Annotated in this window: 10 protein-coding genes; 2 read left to right on the forward strand and 8 right to left on the reverse strand. The window is 64.2% G+C overall.

Annotated features, from left to right (window positions below; genetic code table 11):
- Nucleotides 1-3 precede the first annotated feature (3 nt).
- Nucleotides 4-510, reverse strand: a complete 507-nt coding sequence (coaD, locus tag ACCQ07_RS12775; RefSeq protein ID WP_008574388.1) for a pantetheine-phosphate adenylyltransferase — start codon at nt 508-510, stop codon at nt 4-6.
- A complete protein-coding gene (gene rsmD, locus ACCQ07_RS12780; protein WP_031423154.1) occupies nt 507-1,196 on the reverse strand; it encodes a 16S rRNA (guanine(966)-N(2))-methyltransferase RsmD in 690 nt (229 codons plus the stop codon). Before rsmD ends, coaD begins: the two co-directional genes overlap by 4 nt.
- A gap of 174 nt (nt 1,197-1,370) precedes the next feature.
- On the opposite strand from rsmD, the gene htpG reads away from it, so the two are divergent.
- Together htpG and ACCQ07_RS12790 are read left to right on the forward strand one after the other, a co-directional pair.
- Nucleotides 1,371-3,275: a molecular chaperone HtpG gene (gene htpG, locus ACCQ07_RS12785; protein ID WP_031423156.1), complete on the forward strand. Its 1,905-nt coding sequence runs from the start codon at nt 1,371-1,373 to the stop codon at nt 3,273-3,275.
- Between the two features lie 457 nt (nt 3,276-3,732).
- A complete protein-coding gene (locus tag ACCQ07_RS12790; protein ID WP_083347918.1) occupies nt 3,733-4,050 on the forward strand; it encodes a hypothetical protein in 318 nt (105 codons plus the stop codon).
- A 74-nt stretch (nt 4,051-4,124) separates the two neighbouring features.
- Here the strand turns inward: ACCQ07_RS12790 and ACCQ07_RS12795 are convergent, their stop codons facing one another.
- The 6 genes from ACCQ07_RS12795 to ACCQ07_RS12820 all read right to left on the reverse strand — a co-directional run bounded on the left by ACCQ07_RS12795 (nt 4,125) and on the right by ACCQ07_RS12820 (nt 21,839).
- Entirely contained in the window at nt 4,125-6,500 is a 2,376-nt protein-coding gene (locus ACCQ07_RS12795; protein WP_372163929.1) for a beta-L-arabinofuranosidase domain-containing protein, read from the reverse strand.
- Nucleotides 6,501-6,646: 146 nt separating this feature from the next.
- Complete coding sequence (locus ACCQ07_RS12800) at nt 6,647-9,541, reverse strand: TonB-dependent receptor domain-containing protein (RefSeq protein WP_372163931.1); 2,895 nt, start codon at nt 9,539-9,541, stop codon at nt 6,647-6,649.
- Nucleotides 9,542-10,032: 491 nt separating this feature from the next.
- Nucleotides 10,033-12,348: a S9 family peptidase gene (locus tag ACCQ07_RS12805; RefSeq protein WP_372163933.1), complete on the reverse strand. Its 2,316-nt coding sequence runs from the start codon at nt 12,346-12,348 to the stop codon at nt 10,033-10,035.
- A 336-nt stretch (nt 12,349-12,684) separates the two neighbouring features.
- Nucleotides 12,685-14,271 carry a family 43 glycosylhydrolase gene (locus ACCQ07_RS12810; RefSeq protein ID WP_372163935.1) on the reverse strand — a complete coding sequence of 529 codons (1,587 nt, stop codon included), beginning with the start codon at nt 14,269-14,271 and terminating at the stop codon, nt 12,685-12,687.
- A complete protein-coding gene (locus ACCQ07_RS12815) occupies nt 14,268-18,626 on the reverse strand; it encodes an Ig-like domain-containing protein (protein ID WP_372163937.1) in 4,359 nt (1,452 codons plus the stop codon). Before ACCQ07_RS12815 ends, ACCQ07_RS12810 begins: the two co-directional genes overlap by 4 nt.
- 396 nt (nt 18,627-19,022) lie before the next feature.
- The gene (locus ACCQ07_RS12820; protein ID WP_372363376.1) at nt 19,023-21,839 is read right to left on the reverse strand and encodes a TonB-dependent receptor domain-containing protein; all 2,817 of its coding nucleotides are present in this window, start codon (nt 21,837-21,839) and stop codon (nt 19,023-19,025) included.
- Nucleotides 21,840-21,950 lie beyond the last annotated feature (111 nt).

Genomic DNA, 21,950 nt, shown 5'->3' on the forward strand with positions numbered 1-21,950 from the left:
TGATCAGGCCTGCGCGCGGGACTGGCGCACCTGCCGCAAGGCCTCGACAACCGATGCCGGCACGAAGCCGGACACATCCCCGCCCAGCCGCGCGATTTCGCGCACCAGCGAGGACGAGATGAAGCTGTATTGCTCGGCCGGGGTAAGAAACAGCGTTTCCACCTCCGGGATCAGATGGCGGTTCATGCTGGCCATCTGGAATTCGTATTCGAAGTCGGACACTGCCCGCAGGCCGCGCAGCAGCACGCCGGCACCCATCTCGCGCACGAAATGCGCCAGCAGGGTATCGAAGCCGCGCACTTCCACATTGGTATGCGCCGCCAGCGCTTCCTGGGCCAGCGCCACGCGGCGCTCCAGCGACAATGCCGGGCCCTTGGAGGGGCTATACGCCACACCCACCACCACGCGCTCGAACAACGGCGCGGCGCGATTCACCAGGTCGATATGCCCGTTGGTGATCGGGTCGAAGGTACCGGGATAGACGGCGGTGCGGCTGTTGGCAACGCTCATACGGAGACTACCGGGGTCGGATCGCTCTTCAGTGTAGCAGCGGCCCGGCGGTACAGCGCATAGCGCACCTCACGGGTGGCGCCCTCGCGGTGCAGATGCCAGCCGGCCGGCAGCAGCGGCGGCGCATCGGCGGGCGCTTCAAGGTACAGCCAGGCGTCGGCCGCCACATGCGCCGGCAGGTGCTCCAGCACTGCCGGCCACAGCCCGGCCGCGAACGGCGGGTCGACGAAGACGATATCAGCCAGCGCTGCGGGCGCACGCTCCAGCCAGCGCACCGCATCTTCCTGCAGCACCTGCACCTGCGTGGCGGCATCCAGCCGGGTCACGTGCTCGCGCAGCCGCTGCACCAGGCCGGGGTCGCGTTCGATCAGGGTGGCATGCGCAGCGCCGCGCGACACCGCCTCCAGGCCCAGCGCGCCGGAGCCGGCGAACAGATCCAGCACGCGCGCGCCGGGCAGGCGCGGCATCAGCCAGTTGAACAGCGTTTCGCGCACGCGGTCGCTGCTGGGGCGCAGGCCGGGCAAGCTGGGCACCGCCAGCCGCGTATTGCGCCAGCGCCCGCCAACAATACGCACCTGGCCTTCCGCGCCACGCGAGGCCGGGCGCTGCAGGCGGCTCATCGCCCCGCACCTGGCGAGGGCGGGCGGGTGCAGCACGGCAGCAGCGCAGTTGGCGACATGGCTCAAGGCAGGACGAATGGCCGGCCATGATACCGCCGCCATCGCCGCAGCCGCCCTGCCCCGCACCAGCCGCCGCGCGCGGCACATTCGCGCAGGCCCGCCTTGAAAAATCGGCAGACGGCCGCATCCCCCAGGCCATCGGCCGCGTTGCGGCCTGGACCACCACGGAGCACGACCCCAATGACCGTTGAAACCGACAAGCAGACGCTCGGCTTCCAGACCGAGGTCAAGCAGCTGCTGCAGCTGATGATCCATTCGTTGTACTCGAACAAGGAAATCTTCCTGCGCGAGCTGGTCTCCAATGCCGCCGATGCCGCCGACAAGCTGCGCTTCGAAGCCTTGGTCAAGCCCGAGCTGCTGGAAGGCAGCGGCGAGCTGCGCATCCGCGTCGATTACGACAAGGACGCGCGCACTGTGACCATCGACGACAACGGCATCGGCATGAGCCGCGAGGAGGCGGTCTCCCACCTGGGCACCATCGCCAAGTCCGGCACTGCCGATTTCCTCAAGCACCTCAGCGGCGACCAGAAGAAGGATGCCAACCTGATCGGCCAGTTCGGCGTGGGCTTCTATAGCGCCTTCATCGTCGCCGACCAGGTGGACGTGTATTCGCGCCGCGCCGGCCTGCCGGCCAGCGAAGGCGTGCACTGGTCCTCGCGTGGCGAAGGCGAATTCGAGATCGCCAGCGTCGACAAGCCCGAGCGCGGCACCCGCATCGTGCTGCACCTGAAGGAAGGCGAAGAATCGTTCGCCGATGGCTGGACGCTGCGCGGCATCCTCAAGAAATACTCCGACCACATCGGCCTGCCGATCGAGATGCGCAAGGAGCATTACGGCGAAGCCGCCGACACGCCGGCAGAGCCCGAATGGGAAGCGGTCAACCGCGCCAGCGCGCTGTGGACGCGCCCCAAGTCCGAGATCAAGGACGAGGAGTATCAGGAGTTCTACAAGCACATCGCCCACGACGCGGGCAACCCGCTGGCCTGGAGCCATAACAAGGTCGAAGGCAAGCTGGAATACACCTCGCTGCTGTTCGTGCCCGGCCGTGCCCCGTTCGACCTGTACCACCGCGACTCGGCCAAGGGCCTGAAGCTGTATGTGCAGCGCGTTTTCATCATGGACCAGGCCGAGCAGTTCCTGCCGCTGTACCTGCGTTTCATCAAGGGCGTGGTGGATTCGTCGGACCTCTCGCTCAATGTCTCGCGCGAAATCCTGCAATCCGGCCCGGTGGTCGATTCGATGAAGTCGGCGCTGACCAAGCGCTCGCTGGACATGCTGGAAAAGCTGGCCAAGGACAAGCCCGACGACTACGCCACGTTCTGGCGCAACTTCGGCCAGGCATTGAAGGAAGGCCCGGCCGAGGATTATGCAAACCGCGAAAAAATCGCCGGCCTGCTGCGCTTCTCCTCCACGCACGACACCACCGGCGCACAAAGCGTGGGCCTGGCCGATTACGTGAGCCGTTTGGCAGAAGGCCAGGACAAGCTGTACTACCTCACCGGCGAAAGCTACGCGCAGATCAAGGACAGCCCGCATTTGGAGGTCTTCCGCAAGAAGGGCATCGAAGTGCTGCTGCTCACCGACCGCATCGACGAATGGCTGATGAGCTATCTCACCGAATTCGACGGCAAGTCGTTCGTGGACGTGGCGCGCGGCGACCTGGACCTGGGCAAGCTGGATTCGGAAGAAGACAAGAAGGCGCAGGAAGACCTCGCTAAATCCAAGGAAGGTCTGGCTTCGCGCATCAAGGCAGCGCTGGGCGACGACGTGGCCGAAGTACGCGTCTCGCATCGCCTGACCGATTCCCCGGCGATCTTGGCCATCGGCCAGGGCGACCTGGGCCTGCAGATGCGTCAGCTGCTAGAAGCCAGCGGCCAGGCGGTGCCGGAAAGCAAGCCGGTGTTCGAGTTCAATCCGACCCACCCGCTGATCGAGAAACTCGACGCGGAACAGGATATGGATCGCTTCGGCGACCTGAGTCGTGTGTTGTTCGACCAGGCTGCGTTGGCTGCGGGCGATAGTTTGAAGGATCCGGCCGCGTATGTGCGGCGGTTGAATAAGTTGTTGTTGGAGTTGTCGGTGTAAGCCGCACTACTTCTGCGCAACGCAAAGACCGGCCTAATCGCCGGTCTTTGCGTTTAAATGTTGGCATCCACATCCAGCAACTCAAGTTCTCGTTGATCTCTTGGTCGTCTCTCGCCATATTTCCCTGGATAACGGCATGACCATCAATTATTCCCGGCAAGGCAAACCGACAGACAATCACTTCATCGAGTCATTCATGACAGCCAGTATGCGTGTCTCAACACACATTGGCTCCAGCCACTAGACAGCGCACATCAGAAGTTCAAAGACTAGAGGGTCAGTGATACTCATTTCCCACCACCCCTTCGATCAGCAATATCCTATCGACTGAGTTCGCCACCTAGTTTGCTCTCCGAACAAAGCCGAGTTTCCCAGGCGTGTGAGCATCTAACGCAGGGGGGCGGTGAGAAAATAGCAGGATTTCGGAATTTCTCAGCAATGCTTTAGGATGGCAACCATGAAATTTATATCACTGTTGCTATTTCTATCTTTCACAGGCGCTTCTGCCGCGGAACCCGATAACGCAGAAACCTTCAAAGCAATTGAGGCGGCAAGCAAAGATTTTAAGAATCGAATTGTCGCAATGTATCCAGCCAGCGGCGAATACTCGGCTCTGCGAGACCTCGAGTCCTATTCCATGGGGATTGCCCGAACACCTTCAAAAATAGTCATCGTCTTTTTAGTGGATAGGCGCTTAGGAATCATAGGCGGCGGCGGAGAATACACGCTGAGCAAAAAGGACGCGAAAGTTATAAGCTTTCAGGGGTACGAATAAATTCGTACAGCCTTCCTGCTTTCCGACGCCTCGTAGAAGCTCGTCATACGAATAACACGCGCTAGCTACAGCGCTCACGCCGACTCCAGCACCCAACACCCAAATGCAGGCCCCGCCGAATAACCGGTCTCCGGTTCGATGCGAATCTGCAGGGTGTCGCGGCCGGCGACTGTTGCTGGCAGTGCGTAATCCACATCGACGAACTCCAGGCCGCGGTTGCCGTCAAGGCGTTCGTTGGCGATGAGTTCGCCGTCGGCGAGGAGGCGGAAGCGACGGCGGGTTTCGTCGCCCCAGTAGCGCAGGCGCAGGATGCGGGCCCGGGCGGTATTGCGCAGGGTGAAGGCCATGAAGCCGCCAGTACGCACGTCGCGGCCGGGCCGGCGGCGGTAGCTGAGCGGGTTGGAATTTTCCCCCTGCAGTGCATGCGCCTTCTCGGAGGCTTCATCGCCTAGCGCGATGCGATCGAGCGCGCGGGTGTCGAGTGCGTGTTGCGCCGCCGCTACTGCCGCCAGTTCGGTCTGGCGTTGCTGCCATGCGGCGGCGTCGCGGTGTTCCAGGTAGACCGCGCTGCGGCGGTCGAACTGGGCGTAGAACGGGGACAACTGCCACTGCTGCACGCCATCGTTGTAGACGAAGGCTGTCTTGCCCGGCACCGGTTGCAGGCGTTGCAGGATGTCCTGCCCCCCGATCAATGCCGGGGTCTTGCCCGACCAGGGCTTGGAGGCATCGCCCAGATCCACGGCAAGCACCAGCGGCCCGCGCAGCACCGAGACCCAGGCGGGATCGTCCGGGGTCGCTTCCAGGCGCAGCGGCATGTCGAACGCCAGGCTCAGGGTGTCGCCGCGCTGCCAGGTGCGCGTGATGCGCAGATAGCCATCGCTGACAGTGCTATCGACAGGCTGGCCATTGAGTTGCAGGCGCGGCTGTTTCGCCCAACCTGGCACGCGCAGTGCGAGCGTGCGTTGCTCGGCCGGCGCGGCATCGATGCGCAGCGAGGCGCTGCCCTGCTCCGGCAAGGCGCTGTGCAAGGTCATGTCCAGGCCGGCAGCATCGTGCACCATGGAGGGCACATACAAATTGACGTAGACGCCCTGCCCGTCCTGCCAGTAGATGGAATCGCCGAATTGCGCGTGCGCTTCCATGCCGCTACCAACGCAGCACCAGAAATCGTCGAACGGCGACGACCAGCCGCGCGCTTCGCCGGCCAGCAATGGCGTCATATACGTGAACATGCCGCTGCGTGGGTGCTGCTGCGCCATCACGTGGTTGAGCAAGGTGCGCTCGTAGTAGTCGAACAACTCCGCTTGCGGGCCCCATTGATACAGGTGGCGGGTGAGCTTGAGCATGTTGTAGCTGGCGCAATGCTCGCAGGTCTGCTCGGTGAGGAACTTTGAAATGCTGTCCGGCTGCTGGAAATATTCGCGATCGCCATTGCCGCCGATCACATAGGTGTGGTGGTCGGTGACGGTGTGCCAGAAGAAGCGCGCTGCGGCGCCGGATGCGGCATCGCCGGTGACTTCGTATTCGCGGGCCACACCGATCAGCTTTGGGACGTTGGTATTGGAATGCTGGTGCGCCAATTCGTCACGCTGTGCAACCAGCGGGTCGATCACGGCGTGGTGATGCAGACGCTGCGCCAGCGCCAACCATTGCGCATCATTGGTTCGCACATGCAGTTCGACGAACGATTCGTTGAGGCCGCCGAATTCGCACGACAGCGTTTTTTGCAATTGCGCCTCGTCTAGCGCGGAGAAGATGCCTTGCAGGTATCCAGCCAGACCCACCGCCACCTGCAGCGCTTGCGCGTTATCGCAATGCGCATGCACGTCGAGCAGGCCGGCGAACAATTTGTGCCACGTGTAGAGCGGTGCCCAGCTCCCGTTGAGATAGAACGGCGCTGCGTCGATCTTGCCGCGTTTGAGCTCGTCGAAGACCGCGCGCCCGCTTTCGATCTTCCCGGCTGCGTCCTTGCGCGTGAAGCCGGCCACGTAGCCATCGCCGGCATGCGCCTGGCAGCGCGCCAGTTCGCTGACGATATAGGCTGCGCGCGTGCGGCATTGCGCGTCGCCAGTTTGTGCGTGCATCAGTGCCAGCGCACTGAGATAGTGGCCGAGCGTATGCCCGGCGATGGTGTCCGCTTCCCAACCGCCATAGGCTGGCGCCTTCGGGTCGAGGCCGGCATACAGCACGAAGTTGTGCAACAGCCGGTCCGGCTGCAGCCGCATCAGATAGCGCCTGTTGGTGTGCAGCGCATCCAGGAACAGCGACGGCGTGAGCCTGACCTGGGCAAGCGGCACCGCGCGCACGCTGCCCGGTTGCGCAGCGCTGGCCTGGGCTGGAAAGCGCAGGAAGCCGGCGGCTACCGCCAGGCTGCTCCAGGCCAGAAAGCGCCGCCGCGACAACGACGGCGTGTGGTTGCAGGTCGATTCGCTCGGGTGCGCTTCTGTCATGGGATTAGCTCAGCTCCTGATGGCGCGCAGGCATGCGCACAGGGTCGCAACAACATGATCGCCGCTGCGCTGGCAATGCTGGCGTGACGTGGCGTCTGCACAACCGGCCGCAATCGGCCACGCAGCGCAGCGAGACACCAGCGCACTCAGAACTTCACCGTCGCGCGTGCCCAGTAAAAGCGGCCGAGCAGATCGTAAGTGGCCACGTCGGTGTTCGCATTGCCCACATTGTTGGCGTAGTACAGCGGCGGCTGCTTGTTGGCGATGTTGTCCACGCCGACCTCAAAGCGCGTATGCCATGGCTCGACGTTATAGCCAAGCTGCAGGTTGTTGTAGACGTAGGCACCGATATTGCGCACCACGGTCGGTTCGCTGGAATCGGCCGACAGGCTCTGGTCCGGATCCGAGTTGCCGATGGCGGTATGCCCCACATAACGGATGCGCCAGGTGGCGCTCCAGTCATCCAATGCCCAGCTGACCGTGCCCAGTGCGCGCCAGCGTGGGAAGTTGCCGTAGGCCTGGGTGTAGCGGCCTACGTTGTGGATGGTGACCGAGCTGGGGTCGGTGGTGTCGGGCAACACGTCGTAACGGGTGAGATAGGTGCCGTTGAGGCCGGCGGTGACATTGCCCCATGCCATGGCAGGCAAGCGGTAGGTCAGGTTGAAGTCCATGCCCTTGGCCCACAGCTTGCCCAGATTGACGGTGGGCTCGGCGATGTAATTGATGGTGCCGTTGCCGTTGCGATGGATCAACGCGCAGAACGCGCTGGCCGAGTTGGCGAAGCATTGATTCAGCACCGTCTGCGCCGACACCGTGGTGATGGTGTCTTCCAGATCGATGCGCCACCAGTCCGCACTCAACGACAGGCCGTCGATCCACTGCGGGTCGTACACAAATCCGACGTCGTAGGACTTACCGGTTTCCGGCTTGAGCTGGTAGCCGGCGACTGCCGCGCCGGAGACCTTGCCCGAAACCTGCCCGTCCGACTGCTGGTAGCTGCCATCGGTGGGCACATTGGCGCAGGCCACCGTGTTGCCGCCGGTGTAGCCGTTGCACGGGTCGTTGACGGTGGCCGCGTCGCCGGCCACGCCGGCATACAGCTCGTTGATGTTGGGTGCGCGAAACACTTGCGAGACGGTGCCGCGCAACAACAGGGTTTCGACGGGGCGGTATTCCAGCGACAGCTTGCTATTGGTCTTGCTGCCCACCGAGCTGTAGTCGGAAAAGCGCGTGCCCACGGTGATGTTCAATGCATTGATGCCGGGCAGATCCTTGAGCAGCGGGAACAGCGCTTCGGCATAGGCCTCCTTGACATCGAAACTGCCGCTCAAGCTGGACGAACAGAATTCGATCACGCCGCACAGGCCATTTTCATCGCCGGTCCATAGCGGGTCCGAGGCGGTGGTGGAGCGTTCCTTGCGGTACGAAATGCCAGCCGCCAGACTGGCCTCGCCCGCCGGCAACTCGAACAATGTGCCGTTGGCATTGGCTTCGAATTGCTTGACCGTGTACACGCTGGTGACAATGGGGTTGACCACCATGCCCTGCAACGTGGCCAGGTTGGCGCTGTCGTTGAGGTTGAAGAAATTCAACGGCGTACAGCCGGCAATCGCTGCACCCGCGCTGCCGCACTTGACCACGCCATCGCTATCCAGGAACGAGGGACCGATGGCCTGATTGAACGCGGCATAGTCGAGAAAGCCGTTGTTGATCGACTTCTGCTTGACCTTGCCGTAATTGAAGGTGGCATCCCATTGCCAGGAGCTGTCGCCGAAACGGCCGCGCAGACCCGGGCTGATCTGAAAGTTGTAGGTGTTGTATTGGTAGCGGCGGTTGCCCAACACGGTGGCGCGCGTATTGAGGTCGTTGTAGGAGGTGCCGGTGGTGCGATCGGTGCCGAAATTGACGCCGAACGGGTTGTAATAGCTCTGCGCCGACACCAGGATGTTGTCGCCGTTGGAAAAGATCGGAATCGGCGCAATGATCGAGGCCGATTCGGTTTTACTGAACCAGGTATTGACGTAGCCCTCGACGCTGTCGCTGAAGCGATACGTGCCCAGCAGGAAGGCATTGGTGCGTTTTTGCGGGGTCTGCAACAGGTTGAACGGCTGATAGTTGTAGGAATCTGCAGCAGCGTTATAACAGTGGAAATCGCCAGGACTCGCCCGCCCGCTGACACCGCTGTTGAGGGTGACGCGCCCGCAACCATTGGATTGTGCGAGCAGTTGCGATTGATCCGAGCCATCGTTGAAGTTCACCGTGCCGGTGGGCGTGGCGGAGGAGCCCTGCTTCACCGGTTGGCCATTGGTCAGCGCGAGCGCGTCCTTGGAGTAATCGCGCGCCGCTGCCGAGACGGCATCGATGTTGTGATACGAGAGGCCGCCGATCAGGCTGCCGCGCTCCCAGGTCTTGCCGGCGGTCAAGGTGAAGTTGCGGCGGTTGCCATCGCCTTCGCTGCTGGTGCCGAAGTCGCTGCTGAACTGCACGCCATCAAAGCGCGAGCGCAGGATGAAGTTGACCACGCCACCGATCGCATCGGAGCCGTACACCGCAGATGCACCGTCGCTGAGCACCTCGATGCGTTCGATCATGCTGGAAGGAATGGCGTTGACGTCGTTGTAAGCCAGGCGGATACCATTGACCAGCACCAGCGTGCGCTTGTCGCCCAGGCCGCGCAGCGAGATCGCCGAGGCGCCGGTGCCGCCGCCGTTGTTGGTATACGGGTTGGTCGCATTGCCGGCGATGGACGGCAGTTCCTGCAACAGATCGCCCACGGTCGCCTTGCCAGTGGCAGCGATCTGCTCCTGGCTGACGGTAACCACAGGATTGGCGGTCTCGGTATCCACCCGGCGCAAACGCGAGCCGGTGACCACCACGCTGTCCAGCGTCTGCGTCGCATCGCCACCGGCAGCTTGCTGCGCAGCCACCGGCGCAACCGCACCTGCCGACAGCACCAGCAGCAGCCCGGTGGTGAGCATGCTCGGCAACGGCCGCGTGGTGGCGCTGGTCGTGCGAGTCAGAGGCAACGGCAACATCGGCATGCAAGGCTCCTGAGTGTGACGAAAGACAAACCGTGGGCAATACCTGCCCGTGCCGGGGTACAGCGGCGCAGGGCGACGTAGATGGCAGACGCACGCTGCAACAAACCGCTGGCACGGTCGTGTTGCAGAGGCGCAGACAACGTGCGACGCAGGCGACCGAACAGTCGCGCAGCAACGCGTGTTACCGGAAAGGTGGTGCATTCCTCACTGGATGCGCTTATGCGCTCCAGTTTTCATCAGCTGGTCACAATGTGCCTGTGCGCAGACGCCACGTCTTGTCGCATTTGGCGAACGCGCATGCGGAAAACAGCATGGTTCGCAACTGAACGATCACGTGTGGCGGCATGAGCGCGCTCGAGCCCGCACGCATTGGCACCGCTTGCGGCGATGGGAGTGCAGATGAAGCTGACAACGATCGATGCGCGGACGGGGGCATTGGGCCCGATGTGCCGCGCACGTCAACTCGCTGCACGCGACCGGCAGCGCGCGCATCACCGCACCGATGCGGCCGGCGCTGCGACGTTGCGATTCCATTCCGGCGTTGGTGCCTGCTGCATCCAGCGCAGGAAGAAATCCAGCAGGCGGCGCCTGCCGTAGTCGCCACCGGCACCGTGATCGCCGCCCGGCACGACCAGCAGATCGAAATCCTTGCCGGCCTTGATCAGGCGGTCGGCCACCTGGAAGGTACTGGCCGGGTCGACATTCATGTCCATGTCGCCGGTGACCAGCAACAGATGCCCCTGCAGGCGCGCGGCGTTCTCCACATTCGACGATGCGGCGTACCACGGGCCGACCGGCCAGCCCATCCACTGTTCGTTCCACCAGATCTTGTCCATGCGGTTGTCGTGGCAGCCGGAATTGGCCACACCCGCCACATAGAACTCCGGATGAAACAGCAGCGCCCCCAACGCGTTCTGCCCGCCTGCCGAGGTGCCGTACACACCGACACCGCCGCCGATGTCGTACCACGGGTACTGCGCCGCGGCTGCCTTGTGCCAGGCGATACGATCCGGCAACCCGGCGTCCTTGAGGTTGCGCCAAGCCACATCGTGGAAGGCGCGCGAGCGGTTGTTGGTGCCCATGCCATCGATGGACGCCACCGCAAACCCCATTCCGGTAAGCGATGGTGTGGCGGTGCTAAAGCTCTTGGGAACGAACGAGCCCTGCGGTCCGGCATAGATGTCTTCGACGACCCGGTAGCGCTGCTGCGGATCGAGCTGCTGCGGGCGATGGATGACGCCCCAGATCTCGGTCCTGCCGTCGCGCCCGGTGGTGTGAAACGGCAGCGGCGCCTGCCACCCTGCCGCCAGCAGGCGGGTCAGGTCGGTGCGCTCCACCGTGCGTGCCAGGCTGCCATCTGCGCTGCGCCGCAACTCCAGCACCGGGCCCAGATCCACGCGCGAGTAAAGATCCAGTAGCCAGGTTCCATCCGGCGAATAGCGCACCTCATGATCGGCAGCCAGCGGCGTCAATGCGGTAAGTCCGCGGCCATCCAGCCCGATGCGATAGGCATGGCGATAGTACGGGTCCTCGCCGGGCTGCATACCCGAGGCGGTGAAATACACCTGCCCCGCTGCTTGGTCGATGCGATCGAGCTTGCGCACCACCCAGTCGCCACGGGTGACCTGGCGGATCACCTCGCCGCTGTGGCCGTCGTACAGATACAGATGCTCCCAGCCATCGCGCTCGGATGCCCACACGATCTGCGCGCCATCGTCCAGATCCTGGCGTGCGTGCTTGCCGCCGTTCTCATGCTCGCCACTGAGCTCGGAGTATTCGATGAAGGTGGGCGATGTCTCTTCGATCAGCGTGCGCGCGGCGGCTGTGCGTGCATCCACCTCGATCACCCGGTACAGCTGGTGACCGCGTGCGTTGTATTCGAAGGTGAAGCCGCGGCTGTCCTTCCACCAGACCATTTCGCTCAAGGTGAAGGCATTGGGCAGCAAGGTCATCGCCACCGGATGCGCTGCGTGCGTGGCGAGATCGAACAAGACCGGCTGCATCACCGGCAACGCATCGCCCGGCTTGGGGTAGACCTGCTGATGCAACTTCGGCTGCACCTGATCGGTGGGCGCCGACTCGATGTAATAAACCATGCGCGGCGGCGGTGCCTTGACCCGATACGCCGCCAGATGCTGCGAATCCGGCGACCACACCACGCTGTCGAGTGCGTAGTAGTCATCCGTGCTGCCGTCGTGGCTGAGCACGCTGCGCTCGTGACTGCCAACCGGCGCAATGACCAGATTGCCCTGCTCCACCCAGGCACGCCAGCGGCCATCCGGCGATGTCCTGGCCTGGCGTTCGCCCTGCTTGAGCGGCAGGCGCATGTCCATCGATTCGGCCGGCAGGTCGCGTTCGGGCAGGTGCGCGCAGCGATAGCGCAGCAAATCGCATTGCCAGCCCAGTTTCGCCAACTGGAAGCTCAGGCGCTGCTGTTCCAGGATGGGCTCGTCAAGCTGCAGTCGCGCTGCGTCGACCGCCTTGGCACCGGCCTGCGTCAATGCTGCGGCCAACCGCGCGTGATCGAAGGCCAGTGTGTTGCGGCCACTGGCCGCCTCCACCAGGCGGTATTCGATCGCCGGCAGCTGCTCGCTGCGCGCCACTCCACGCCGATAGAGAAAATGCCCGGCATCCACCCACACCGGCGCCGTAGGCCGCCGGTCCACCAGCGAGGCGTAGTGATCGGACAAGCCCATTGCCTGCGTGTACTGCGCCGGCGTGGGAGCGGAGAGTGGCGCCGCGGTCACCGGCACGATGTGCGCCAGTGCGAGAGACACGCACCAGATTGCGACGGTGCGTAAGCGCATGGCAGGGATGTGTGGCACCTGTGACCTCAATTCGAGAAGACAGCGTGGCGTTGATGGACGATGGCTGGGCCGCTGACTGCAATCGCTGCGGCAGACACACACCAAGGAAGGTGCGCAGGCCGTCGGGTACAGCAGACGCGACGGCTGCACACGTGCGCCACATCTCCTGGCCATGCGTGGTCATTCACGTCAGCGCGACTGAAACACTTGGACACGTTCGCAAGGCACGCGCGGCCAGCACGCAAAAGCCGATGTGTCACCCCCACCGGTGCACTCCACTGCCTGCGCACCGTCAGCCAACGTTCGACTGCCGCATGCGGCGCTTTGTCGGCTGCTTCACGGCGCATCGCAACGCTGGCTGTCAGCGGCCGTGGCAGAGGGCAGGCGGTGTGGCTGTGGTGCCAGCACTTCCCATTCCTGCACTGCCAGCGCGGCATAGCTGGCCGCGTTGCCAGAGGCGTCCATGACCACACGCACGCAGCGCGTTGTCACCGGCGCGAACGACACCGCTTCTTCGTGATCGGGACGCGTGCCATACCCATCGCGCGGCTGCACGGGCTGCCATCGCCCAGCGTTCCGATATTCCAGATGCCAACGCGCTGGCGGTGCCACGCCGACGTCGGCACCGGCCGGGTGGTCGGCCCAGAACACGATGCGCGTGCGATCCACGGTGATCGGTTGCGCCCAGCTGTACTGCAGCCATTGCTGCGGTGGATTGTTGTCCGTCCAGCTGGCCCACATCTCCGGTGGCAATGGATTGGCCTTGACCACGCCGTCGTTGAGCGCGGCAATCCAGTACTGCACCGGAATGTCCGGGCCATTGGACGCGGTCGCGTAGGCCGATGGCGCCTGATTGCGCGTGGGCGGCGCGGGAGGCGTTGGACGCCGCGTCGGCACCACGGTGCGGATGCTGGCCGGCTGCGTGCTGTCGTCCCATTCCAGCCGGTCGATCGCCACGCTGCGGCGGAAATGCCCGCCGCCCTGTGCGTCGGCGGTGTGATACACCAGATACCACTGCCGCTGAAATTCGACGATGCCCGGATGCGAGGTGGTCGAGGACACCGGCGGCAATACGATGCCGCGGTACGTCCATGGCCCTAGCGGAGTGGGTGCGCTCGCGTAGGCGATGCAGGCGTGATACAGCGTGGGCGTGCATGGCGAAAGACGTCCGGCGTTGTTGGCCGCATATGCCAGGTAGTAGGTGCCCTTGCGCTTGAATAGCCAGGGCGCTTCGAAATACCCGTCCAGCGTGTCCACCAGGACCGGCGTGCCCTTGAAAGTGACCATGTCGCGCTGCAGCTCCACGCCGTACAACGCGCCGAAGGTGCCCCAATACAGATACACCCGTCCGTCATCGTCGACCATCACGGTCGGGTCGATGTTCTGGATATCGTTGCGGCCCGGCACCGACTGCGAGACCACCGGACCTTGCGGATGCGCATCGGTCCACGGGCCAAGCGGACTGTCGGCCACCGCTACGCCGATCGCGAATGGGTCGGCATTGGGCGAATCGCGCTGCTGCACTGGTGCATACAGGTAATAGCGCCCATCCGGGCCCTGCACGATCTGCGACGCGTAGGCATAGCGCTTGTCTGCCCAGGCAAAGACCTGCTGGGGTCGCAGCAGATCGCGGTAGTGGATCCAGTCGCCGCTGGCCGGATCGCTGCTGACGAACAGTTGCCAGCCAGGCATGACGAACGCATTGAGATTGGGAGCCGCGGTGTCGCGGCCGGCAATGATGTACAGCTTGCCATCGGCCACCAGCGGCGCAGGGTCGGCGGAATATTCGCTGCCATCGGCGAGGATGGGATTGCCCGGCGTATGCAGCCGCGTTCCCTGCGGCGGCTGCATGGCACAGGCCGGAGCGGCAGCCAGCAACAACCCGCACGTCAGCACCAGCAACCGTGAGAACGTACGCGTCATGGCGCGGCCGCCTTGATCTGCACCACCAGCGGCACCGACACGTTACCGGTGGGTGCATGCCCTTGCGCCGTGCCGGTGAGCTGGAGTTCGCCGGGCTGTGCGTAACGCGCGGGCTGCAACGTGGGCCATTGCACCGGCAAGCGTTCACGCGAGCCGTCGTTGTATTGCACCGTGACGAAGCCCGGTAACGTCGGTGCATGCCCGACCAACGCGGTCACCGTCGGCAACGGCTGCACGGTATTGATCTGCCCCGGTGGCGTTGCGCGCACCCAGATGGTGGCCTTGACGGGAATCGCACCTTCGACCAGGCCTTGCAGTTCCACTGCACCTTCGCGGCCCAGGCGGCTGGCGGCAACCTCGGACCATTGCACGGCCACCGGCAGCACACTGCCATCGGCAAAGAAGGCGGTGATCTCCTGCGGCAGCGTCGGCAGTTGCCCGGGGGCCGTGCGCAGATGGATCGCCTCCAGCTGTTTGGGCAGCTCGGACAGCGCCTGCCATTCGTCCACCCCAATGGCGGCGTGTCCGTTGGCGGTGGTCTGGGTCGTCAACACCACGCGCAGCGCGGTGGTGACTACCGGCGCAAAGCTGGCGGTGCTCGCCGCGCCGGTCGCCGCTGCCGCAATCGGGTAGCCGCTCTTGCTGACGATGTCCTGCCAACGTCCGTCCTGCAGCATCTGCAACTTCCAGCCGGCAGGCGCGGCGACTCCGCCGTTGGGCTGATCGTTCCACAGGTAGAGCGCACTGGAGGACAGCCGCACCGGGCGCGGCCACTGATACTGCAACCACACCGTTGCCGGCTGGTCGAGCCCATAGCTGCCCCAGCGCAGGCTGCCACTGGGGAAGCTGCCTGCCTGCGGGATGAACCCATCGTTCAAGGCCTGCACGCGGTACTGCATGCCGGTGAGTTGCGCACTGACACTGGCCATGGCCTGCAATGGAATGCTCTGCAGCGGGCGCGAGGCCGGCGCGCTGACCTGCACATCGGCATGCCCCATCAGCGCCCCGTCGTTCGCAGCCAGACGCAAGATGTAGTGCCCGGCACGGGTGAAACGCACGGATGTCTGCAGCGCAGCGGCATCTACAAACACGGCATCGCCGCCGTCCGGCGCCTGCTGCACGCGCCAGCGCACCTGCAGCGTGCCATTGGGCAAGCCGTCATCGCCAACGCGCCCTTGCACCACCACCGCGCCATCGGCGCCCGGCGTATCCAGCTGCCATGCCTGTACCTGCGGCGGCGTGTTGCCCACGGACGCCGGTGCCGGCAAACCGCTGTCGAACAGCTGGATTTCCTTGATGCCGGTGCGCGCCGTACCGGCATGCGTCACCACCACGCGCAGCGCTGCCGCATGGATTGCCGGGAAGCGCACCCGGTTGCGATTGCCCTCCGCCATCGTGGCATCGCGTACCTGCCCGGGAACGTTCTTCCACACACCGCTGCCATCGCGGTATTGCACGGCGTAGATCCACGGTGCCGCGTAGCCAGGCCGCGTCCCGGACGGAAAGCCATTCTGATCCCCGCCCGGCGAGGAACTGCGATAGAAGTACAGCACTACCTGATCCAGCGTGCGCGTGCCGCCCAGGTCCAGCGCGATCCAGTCGCTGGCCGATGGCGAGCCCGCGGTGCCCCAGAACGGCGTACTGGCGGTACTGCCATCCACCGCCGCCGTTGCCGGCAACCCGGCGGCGGCAAAACTGGCGCTGACACGCGCCCCCTGCGCCAGGTTGCGGCTATGCGCTGGCGGCAGCGTCACATCCACACCGGCCTTGGCCAGGATCTGCGCCACCCGCGTGCCCGCAGCGAACGGTACCTGCGTCATCGACGCCAGTGCCGCGGGATGGGCTTGGAGCACTTGCGCTGCGCCATTGCGATTGACCGCATCCGGCGCGGCACTGACCTGCCCGCTGGCCGGGTCGTAGATCACGTGTGCCAGCCGATCCACGCAGAACGCCAGGCGGCCATCGAGATAGACGCTGTAGCCCTTCGGCACACGACCACCGTAGTGGCTGCCATCGCGATCCCAGACGATGCTCAGGTTGCGGTCGCGATAGCGCAGATTGTCGGCGGCGAAATGGTCCCAGCCGATATCGATCGGATACAGCTCGATCTTGTCGTCGCTGCGCGGGCGAAAGCCCATTGCATCCTCGATCATGCTGAAATTGGTCGCGCCCAGCTGGGTATGGTGGATCCAGGAGCGATAACCGATCTTGCCGCCGCGGCCGGCAGTACCCTTGGCCCAGAATTCGTTCTGGTCCGGATAGCGGTTGTCGCCGTTGATAAAGGGCGCCCAGGCGTTCCAGTAGAGCAATTTGCGATAGCTCTGCGCGTTCAGATACGGGCTGGGGTAATCGCGCAAGGCCGAGCCGAACAGGCGAAACGCCACGGTGGCATTGATGGTGGAAAAATTATTGCTGCCCACATCGGCGCCGCTGCCGCGCGCCTGCATGTCCACCTGGTTGGCGGTGTAGAACGGAAACAGCGGGTATTGCGCCGCGTCGGCAAACAGCCGCAACGCGCGCACATACTTGGGGTCGTAGTCGGCATCGCCCTGCTTGGGCATCAGACCCACGCTGAAGGGATAGTAGTTGTTGGTTTCCTTCCAATCGACCGCCAGCCGCGGCCCGTCGGCCTGGCGATGCTTGAGCAGATCGCCGTACAGGCCGACCGAGTCGGGGGCATCGCTGCGATCCTGCCACAACACCTCCAGCACCGCCTTGCGAATGCGGCGCGCGGTGGCCTGCATGCGTTGTGCGGTCGCCATATCGCCCGCGAGCGTCGCAGCCTGCGCCGCTGCCTGCGCATTGGCATACACGTAGGCGCTCTCGGTGCGGTCCATGCGGATCTGGCCGTGCTGGTCGGCCCAATCGAACGACACCGCATCGGCATCGTTGCCGGTCATTGCCGCCCAGTCGTATTCGATCAGCCCATTGTGGTTGAGATCGTAGGCCGCCAGCACGCCGTCCACGTCACCGCTGCCATAGCGTGCCAGCTTGCCCGCCAGCGTCGCCGGCCCGCCGTGAATCTGCATCGACCGCCATGCTGCGGCCGTGATGTATTGCGCGTAGGAATTGGACCAGTTCTCCGGCGAGCCAGGGTTGTCGGTGTACTTGCCACCGCCCGCGGTTTCGCCCGCACTGAGCCAGGTGCCATAGGCATACAGCGGATTGCGCAGGTATTTCAGATCGTCCAGGAACATGCCGGCGGTCAGCACGATGGAATTGTCGTAGCCAAGCACACCCTCGATGGCGACCGGGAACTGGTAATCGTTGCCGGGCACATTGGCATCGAGGAAGTTGAAGCGCAGTACCCACCAGCGATAGAACAGGCTCTTGCTGATGTTCTCGTTGGGCGTGTCCAGGTATGGCAGGTTGTCCACCCACCAGCGGTTATAGCTGGCCACGTGCTGCTGGTAGGCCTGCTGCGGCGTTTGCGCGGCAATGCGCGTGTACTCGGCGCGGGCTTCGGGCAACTCGCGGGTGAGCATGCCGAGCTGCACCTTGACTGGCGCGGTTTCGCCGCTCGCGGGGATGTCGATATCACGTACCAGACGCTGCCCCTCGACATGGAAGCCATCGCCGGACAGACGGGGGAAGACCGTCGTGATGTGGTTGTACGCGTCAAATGCACCGGTCAGCTCATTGCCGTCGGCGTGCGGGGCGATCGGCGAGACTGCTTGCAGCGATACCGTATGCGCCGCACCGTCCAGGCTGGACAGCACCACGCTGGCCACCGCCACGTTCTGCTCGGTGATGTACTTGACCAGCTGCATGCGCACGCCGGCGCCGGCGTCTTCGAACACCGTCGTGAAATAACTCGGCGTCTGCCGCCGCTGCTGCGCACGCTCCTTCCATTGCACATGACGCTTGCCCAGCGTGGCATGGATGTGGAACAGCGCGTCGTAATCGGTGGAGTGCCAATACGCCACCTGCCCGACGAATCCCGGCGCATCTGGCGCGTGATAGCTCAGGTATGCGGCGCGGCCACGGGTAAACAACCAGTCGTTGTGATCGTCGAAACCACCGCCAGTTCCCTCGCGGGCCAGCAGGCGGTCGATCCAGAAATCGTTGCCGGGCGCCTGCCCTGCCCCGTGCGCGACATCGGCCGCGTAGATGCGTGCCAGTTGTCCGCCGGGCGCAAACGGCACCGCGGTGGGAGGCATCGGGTGGTCCAGGCCGCGGAAGAGCGGCTCGCCGATCATTGCGTTGGGCTGGGCGATCGGCGCTTCCTGTGCGACTGCAAGTGACCAGCCCAGCATGATGCATGCCCACAACAGCCCAGCCACGCCGGTGCGCCGCGTCACGCGCAACCAGCGCCGGTGCCGCGCCAGAAACGACTTCCAGCGTAACTCCCTCATGACATCCATCCCATTAACGTGCAAGACAGCGCGATCGATGCGGCGGCTGGCGCGCATCGGACGATAGACAGCTGCGGTACTCCCCGCTGCATCGCAAACCGATGTGATGCAGCCGTCTCACCATAGTTGTTTGCGCTGGCGACACCCGCGTCAACACGAAGTGCAGCGATGCAAAGCGAACCTCGCTGTGCGTGCTTCGCCACCACACGCACCGACTGTTGCAAATGACGCGAACCGCCGGCCGCGCCTGCCGGCTGACGCAGGCCGTGCAGGTCAACTGAAGCTCTCCGCCAGGTCCACGCAGCGTCGCTCGATGCGGCATGTCCCGCGCGTCCACTGCGTTGCAGATGCACCGTCTACTCTGCCTAACCCCTGCCGGCTGCCTTTCTAGACGTGCTAGAACTCCACTCGCAGCCGGCTCCAGACATAGCGCCCGAGCGTGTCGTAGGTGCTCGCTTCGGTATTGGCCGCATTGGAGTAGCTGTAGAACCGTGGCGGCTTGCGGTCGCCCAGGTTGTCGATTCCTACCGCCAGCGTGCTATGCAGCGATGCGATCTTCCGGCTCAACGAGGCGTCGTGATACACCACCGAGCCAATCGGGAAATACGCGCAACTGCCATCGGCATTGGTGTCGACGCAGAAATTTTCGTACTGGCTACCGTTGACCGTGCGGCCCAGATAGCGGGTGTTCCAGCTTGCATGCCACGGGCCGCTGTCCCAGGTCAAATTGGCCACGGCACGCCAGCGCGGCATGTTGCCCCAGCTGGAATTTTCGCCGACGTAATTATGCGGATCGCCTGCAAAGCGATAGCTGGAGAAGAACGTTGCATCCAGCCCCGTCGCAAACGTGCCCCAGGCGGTGTCGGCCAACGTGTAATGAATGCCGGCGTCGTAGCCGCGAATATCGACCTTGCCGCTGTTGTACGCGAACGGCACCGACACCCGCGTCAGCTGTCCGGTGGCATCGCGCTGAATCAGCGGACAGAAGGCCGCTTCGCTGCCGTCGAAGCAATCGCTGACGACCTGCTGATATCCGACACCGGTCAGCATGTCGTCCAGCACGACCCGCCAGCTGTCGACGTTGAGCGACAGCCCGCGCACCTGATCCGGGTCATAGACCAACCCGACATTGTAGGAGCGGCCACGCTCGGGCTTGAGCTTGAAGCCCACGTTATTGGCGCCGGAGGTCACCACGTTGAACTGCGCGGTGTTGGTGAAGCTGCCATCGTTGGGCACGTTCGCGCAGGCCGGATTGGGTGCGCCGGTAAAGCCTGTGCACGGGTCCTGGAAATCGCCGGTGTTGTCGATCACGCTGTTGTAGGGCGAGCCATACAAATCGCCCAGCGCCGGCGCCCTGAACACCTGCGAGCCGGTGGCACGCACCAAGAGATTCGCAATCGGCCGCCATTCGATCGCAACCTTGCTGTTGGTGGTGTTGCCCCAGGCGTCGTAGTTGGAATAGCGCGAGCCCAGGTTCAGGTTCAACACGTTTGCGAACGGCACGTCCTTCAACAGCGGCACCAGCAATTCCGCATAGGCTTCCCTGACCGACTCCTCGCGCCCCTGCTTGAGGATGCAGCCATCGTTGTAGTCGCAATTGCCATCGGCATCGGCAGCGGCCACGTCGCTGGTCGTCCCCTGCGCGAACTTGTTGGTGCGATACACCAGGCCGACGGCCGCCTGCACCCTTCCGGCCGGCAGCTTGAACAGATCGCCATTGGCGCTGATATCGACAAAGCGCATCTGGCTTTCGTCGATCAGATCCACCGGCCGCTGCGTGCCACGCAATGCGGCGATGGTGGCCGGGTCGCTGGGGTTGAAAACATTGATCGGCGTGCAGCCGACGATCACGGCGCCCGGCGCGCCGCATTTCACGACCCCGTCGCTGTCCAGGAACGAAGCGCCTACCGCGTTATTCAACGCCGAGGTGATCGAAAAACCGGTGCGCACCAAGGTGTCCTTGTAGCGCGCATAGCCGGCCGCTGCATCCCACTGCCAACTGCTGCCGTCCACGCGCCCGCGCACGCCGGCCACGACATTGGTCTGGAACATGGTGGAGGTGTAGACGCGCGTATTGGCCTGCGGCGAGCGCAGATAGTAGGCGTCCAGTTGATCGCCGAACGGGTTGTAGTAGTTGTCTACCGCGTCCGGCATTTCCATCCCGTAGGCATCCAAGCGCGAGACCGTCTTGCTGCGCGTCCAGAACACGTCCATGTAGCCCTGCACGCTGGGGGTGAAGTCGAAACTGCCGTGCAGCGAGGCATTGGTGCGCTTGATCGGGGTGATCAGGTACTGCGCGTCGTAGACGTTGTAGCTGTCGGTGGCGCGATTGTAGGGGCGAAAAGCCTCTTCGCCGACCGGACCCGGCGCGACGCCGTCCACCGGCGTCAGCACGCGCCCGTCGGTCAGGAAGGCACGGGTGTTGGCGCCGCGAACCTCGCTGACCTGCCCATCGAGATATTCCACCGCCTTGGCCGCATAACTGCGGTCGCGATTGAACACCGGGTTCATCGAGTTTTGGCTGAGCCCCACGATCAGCCCACCGCGGTCCCAGGTCTTGCCCCATTCCAGCCCGAGCGTGCGTCGATTGGCATCGCCATGCGTACTCTGCGCGTAGTCCGCGGTGGCGGCGAATCCGTCGTACTTGTCCTTGAGGATGACATTGACCACGCCGCCGATCGCATCGGAGCCGTATACCGACGACGCTCCATCGGTGAGCACTTCCACGCGCTCCACCATCGCGGCGGGGATTGCGTTGACGTCCACGCCGGGCGCCGACGCCACGCTGCTGGCAGGCCCTGCCATGCGATGGCCGTTGACCAGCACCAACGTGCGCTCGGGCCCGAGATTGCGGAGCGACACCAGCGCGCGGCCGTGACTGAAGTTGGAGTTGAGCGCAGGCCCGGTCTGGAAGCCGGCCATCATCGGCAAGCGCTGCAGCAGCTGCCCCAGCGTGTTCTGCCCGCTGTCTTCGATACGCTGCCGGTCGATCACCACGACCGGGCTGGCGGTTTCGGCGTCGACGCGGCGCAGATGGGTGCCGGTGACGTTGATCTGATCCAGCGTCTGGGTGGCTTCGCCTGCACCATCGCCACGCTGTTGCGCGGCAGCCGGCACGGCGGCGACCGCCAGTGCAAACAGCAGCGCGTTGACGAGCCGGGTGGTCTGCAAGACGCGCCGTTTGGGAACAACAGCATGGCGGCTGGACGACATCGGAAATCCTTGTACTGACACAGGGTACGGCCCACCTTCCTGCATGACCGCGCACGGCCAAGCCGCACCGCCGCAGCGCACAGATGGAGGGAACGATCACGACAGAGACTG

Source organism: Xanthomonas sp. NCPPB 3583 (assembly GCF_041475715.2).
In the GTDB taxonomy this organism is placed as follows: domain Bacteria; phylum Pseudomonadota; class Gammaproteobacteria; order Xanthomonadales; family Xanthomonadaceae; genus Xanthomonas; species Xanthomonas euvesicatoria.